Origin of the sequence: Dietzia sp. SYD-A1 (genome assembly GCF_015356725.1) — a bacterium.
In the GTDB taxonomy this organism is placed as follows: Bacteria; Actinomycetota; Actinomycetes; order Mycobacteriales; family Mycobacteriaceae; genus Dietzia.
On sequence record NZ_JADDKI010000232.1, the window covers coordinates 1 to 3,792 of the forward strand.

General features: G+C 69.7%; 4 protein-coding genes. 3 read left to right on the forward strand and 1 reads right to left on the reverse strand.

The genetic code is table 11. From position 1 onward, the window contains the following. On the reverse strand, nt 1–364 hold a 364-nt coding region (locus IY392_RS10350; protein WP_375292910.1), incomplete at its 3' end, for a hydroxyethylthiazole kinase. A gap of 133 nt (nt 365–497) precedes the next feature. Here IY392_RS10350 and IY392_RS10355 point away from each other — a divergent pair. The 3 genes from IY392_RS10355 to IY392_RS10365 all read left to right on the forward strand — a co-directional run bounded on the left by IY392_RS10355 (nt 498) and on the right by IY392_RS10365 (nt 3,672). Next, the gene (locus tag IY392_RS10355) at nt 498–1,499 is read left to right on the forward strand and encodes an LLM class flavin-dependent oxidoreductase (protein WP_182613672.1); all 1,002 of its coding nucleotides are present in this window, start codon (nt 498–500) and stop codon (nt 1,497–1,499) included. Nucleotides 1,500–1,592: 93 nt separating this feature from the next. Then, nucleotides 1,593–2,801, forward strand: coding sequence for an acyl-CoA desaturase (locus IY392_RS10360; protein ID WP_107757642.1), 1,209 nt, complete (start codon nt 1,593–1,595; stop codon nt 2,799–2,801). A 22-nt stretch (nt 2,802–2,823) separates the two neighbouring features. Beyond that, entirely contained in the window at nt 2,824–3,672 is an 849-nt protein-coding gene (locus IY392_RS10365; RefSeq protein ID WP_194861151.1) for a thioesterase family protein, read from the forward strand. The last annotated feature ends 120 nt before the right edge of the window (nt 3,673–3,792 follow it).

A 3,792-nucleotide genomic window follows, 5' to 3' on the forward strand; every position in this document is an offset into this window, starting at 1 on the left:
CCCCGGCCCCGGCCAGCGCCACGATCTCCGAGGCGTTCGCGCGGATCGCCGCGGGACCGTGGTCGAGCCAGTCGGTGGCGAGCCCGGTGCGGAGTGTCAGCCCGCCGACCGCCACCGGATCGAGCACCCACGGCGTGCCGTGTTCCCTGGCCGAGGCGATCGCCGCGTGCATGCCCTCCACCTGTTCGGCCGTCGGGTTTCCCACGTTGATCAGCACCCCGGTGGCGACGGCCGCGAAGTCGGCGGCCTCCTCGGGGTGGTCGACCATCGCCGGCGCCGCACCGGCGGCGAGCAGGACGTCGGCCGTGACCTGACGGACCACCGAGTTGGTCAGGCAGTGCACCAACGGTTCGGTCCGGCGCATCGCCGAGACCAGGTGTGCGATGTCGACGGAGCTGGAGCTTGGACCGGAGCCGGGATCGGACATCCCCCCAGTGTGCCGCCCCCGTCCGGGCGCGGCACGGAATAGGCCCCGCGGGACGGGGGTTGGACCCGTCATGACCCCCTCCCCGCTGCCACTGTCCGTGATCGACTTCGCCTCGGTCCGCCCGGGGCAGTCCGTCGGCGACGCGCTGCGGGACTCGGTCGCCCTGGCCCGCAAGGCGGAGGAACTCGGGTACGAGCGGGTCTGGTACTCCGAGCACCACAACATGGGGTCCATCGCCTCCTCGGCCCCGGCGGTGCTCATGGCGCACATCGCCTCGCAGACACAGCGGATCCGGCTGGGGTCCGGCGGGGTGATGCTGCCCAACCACTCGCCGCTCGTGATCGCCGAGCAGTTCGGCACACTCGCCGAGCTGCACCCGGGCCGTATCGACCTGGGACTGGGCCGGGCCCCGGGCACCGACCCGCAGACGTTCCGCGCCCTACGTCGTGACCCGTCGGCCGCCGAGCGCTTCCCCGACGACGTCCGTGAACTCCAGGCCTTCCTGGGGGACTCGCCCTCGGACCTCGCCCGTACCCGCGGGATCACGGCGACGCCCGGACGCGGGACCAGGATCCCGCTCTACATCCTCGGGTCCTCCCTGTTCGGCGCGCAGCTGGCCGCCGCGTACGGACTGCCCTACGCGTTCGCCTCGCACTTCGCGCCCGATGCGCTCGAGCAGGCCTCGGCGGTGTACCGCGACCGCTTCGAGCCCAGCGATCAGCTGGCCGAGCCGTACATGATCGCCGCGGTCAACGTGGTGGCCGACGACGACACGGAGCGAGCGGCAGGTGAGCTGCACTGGTATCGCCGTCAGCGCGTCAAGCTCATGGCCGGACGCGGACGCCACTTCTCGGACGAGGAGCTGGACATGGTGATGGAATCGGCGGCCGGTCGCCAGATCCTGCACATGATCTCCTACACCGCGGTGGGTGACGGGCCGGAGGTCCGCGACTACCTGGCGGACTTCGCCGAACGCGCGGGCGCGGACGAGTTGATGATCGCCCCGGTGGGCTCGAGCCGTGAGCGGGTGCACGGATCGCTGGAGGTCCTGCGCCGGTCGTGGGCTGCCTGAGAGGACGGTCGCCGCGTGCCCTTGGTCACGTATCCGACCCTCCTTGCTACTCGCCGGTAGCCGCGAATCGGAGAGCGCGCCTAGAGTTGATCCATGGCCATTTCTGATGTAGGCGAGTACGCGCACCTGACTACCGAGCAGATCGACGAGCTCGGACGGGAGCTCGACGCGATCAGGGCCGATGTGTTGGCATCCCGCGGGGACCGGGATTACCGGTACATCCACAGCGTGATCCGGCTGCAACGGGGAATCGAACTCGGGGCCCGGGCCGTGTTGTACCTCGGCGCGCGGAACCGGACCGCCTGGGTTCTGGGTACAGGGGCTCTGGCAGTGGCCAAGATCCTCGAGAACATGGAGATCGGGCACAACGTCCTGCACGGGCAGTGGGACTGGATGAACGACCCGGAGATCCACTCCACCACGTGGGAATGGGACCTGGTCGGCAGCTCGGCGGACTGGAAGCACACGCACAACTATCTGCATCACAAGTTCACCAACATCGTCGGGATGGACGACGACGTGGGGTTCGGGGTCCTGCGGGTCACACGTGACATTCCGTGGGAGCCCAGGTTCTCCGCGAACTTGCTCGTCAACACCGCGCTCATGGCGGGATTCGAGTGGGGGATCGGACTGCAGGGGGTCCGTGTCCAGGACGCGCTCCCGGGCTCCGATGCCAGCCCGGCCGACCAGCGCACCGCCCGTGCGTTCCTGCGCAAGGCGGGAAAGCAGGTGCTCAAGGACTACATCCTGTTCCCCGTTCTGGCCGGGCCGGCCGGACGGCAGGCGCTGACCGCGAGCTTCGCCGCGAACATCATCCGGAACATCTGGACCAACGCGGTGATCTTCTGCGGGCACTTCCCGGACGGGGCCGAGAAGTTCACGGCCAAGGACGTGAAGCACGAGTCGCAGGCCGAGTGGTACCTGCGCCAGATGCTCGGCAGTGCCAACCTCGACGGCGGCCCGGTCATGAGCCTCATGTCGGGCAACCTGTCGTTCCAGATCGAGCACCACATGTTCCCCGACCTGCCGTCCAACCGGTACGCGGAGATCTCGCTCCGGGTCCGGGAGTTGTGCGACCGGTACGACCTGCCCTACGTGAGCGGACCGCTGTGGAAGCAGTACCTGCAGTCCTGGCGCACCATCGCGAGGCTCTCACTGCCCGACAGGTTCCTCCACCGGACCGCCGACGACGCGGCGGAGACCCGCAGCGAGAAGATGTTCGACCGGATGCCGAAGATGCCGGGTCTGACGTCCGCACTGGCTGCGCTCCGGCAGAAGGGGCGCGCCCAACTGGTCCACTGACCCCTTTGGCAGACTGGCCGGCATGTCGCTGAAGAGCATGTTGGAGGCCGCCTCGGCCGGTGGGACCGTGGAGATCGCGGACGGGTGGACACAGGGCCGGGCGATCTACGGGGGACTGACCGGAGCCCTGCTGCTCGCGGCGGCCAAAGGCCGCGTGAGGGATGCGTCGCCGTCAGGGGTGGGGGCCGGGTCGGGAGACGGCGTGGCCGCCGGTTCTTTACACCCGTTGAGATCATTCACCGTCTCGTTCGTCGGCCCTGCTACGACGGGCGGCGTCGAGGTCGACGCGGAGATCCTCCGGGTCGGGAAGAACGTGACGCAGGCCCGGGCCACCCTGCGACAGAAGGGCGCGATCGTCGCCACGGCACTGGCGGCGTTCGGGCGGCACCGCGAGTCCACCATCGCCGTCGCGCCGCGACATCCCGTGCCGGAGTTGCCGGAACCCGGCACGATCGAACCGTTTCCGTACATCGAGAAGGTGACCCCCGAGTTCTACCGGTTCCTCGCGTTGAGGCAGGTGGGTGGCGCCCTGCCCTTCAGCGGAGCCGAGACCGGCGATCTGTCGGGCTGGGCGCAGTTGCGCGAGGCCCCGGAGGAGTTCCACGAGGAGCACCTGTTGGTGCTCGCGGACGCCTGGCCGCCGGCGACCATCCAGATGCTCTCCGGGTTCGCGCCCGCCAGCAGTCTGACCTGGACGCTGGAGCTCGTCTCGGAAGTCGGCCCCGACACGATCCCGCCGGAGGCGGTCTTCGCGTACGAGGCCACCACCGATGCCTCCCGCGACGGGTACGCCCACACGCACGCCATGCTGTGGGGACCAAATGGGGCACTGACGGCGATCAGCCGCCAGACCATCACCGTGTTCGGGTGACGGCCGGCGGCTGATCGATCGGGCGACTCGAGGGGGAGCGGACTCAGCCGGCGGGGCGGCTGGCCCTCCGGCGCTCGCCGCCCCGCGGCTGCCCCGCACTCTGGGCGATCGTGTGGGTGG

Excerpts from the sequence above, each read along its gene's own strand:
- IY392_RS10355 (WP_182613672.1), top strand. The coding sequence starts at position 498 with ATGACCCCCTCCCCGCTGCCACTGTCCGTGATCGACTTCGCCTCGGTC.
- IY392_RS10360 (WP_107757642.1), top strand. The coding sequence starts at position 1,593 with ATGGCCATTTCTGATGTAGGCGAGTACGCGCACCTGACTACCGAGCAG.
- IY392_RS10365 (WP_194861151.1), top strand. The coding sequence starts at position 2,824 with ATGTCGCTGAAGAGCATGTTGGAGGCCGCCTCGGCCGGTGGGACCGTG.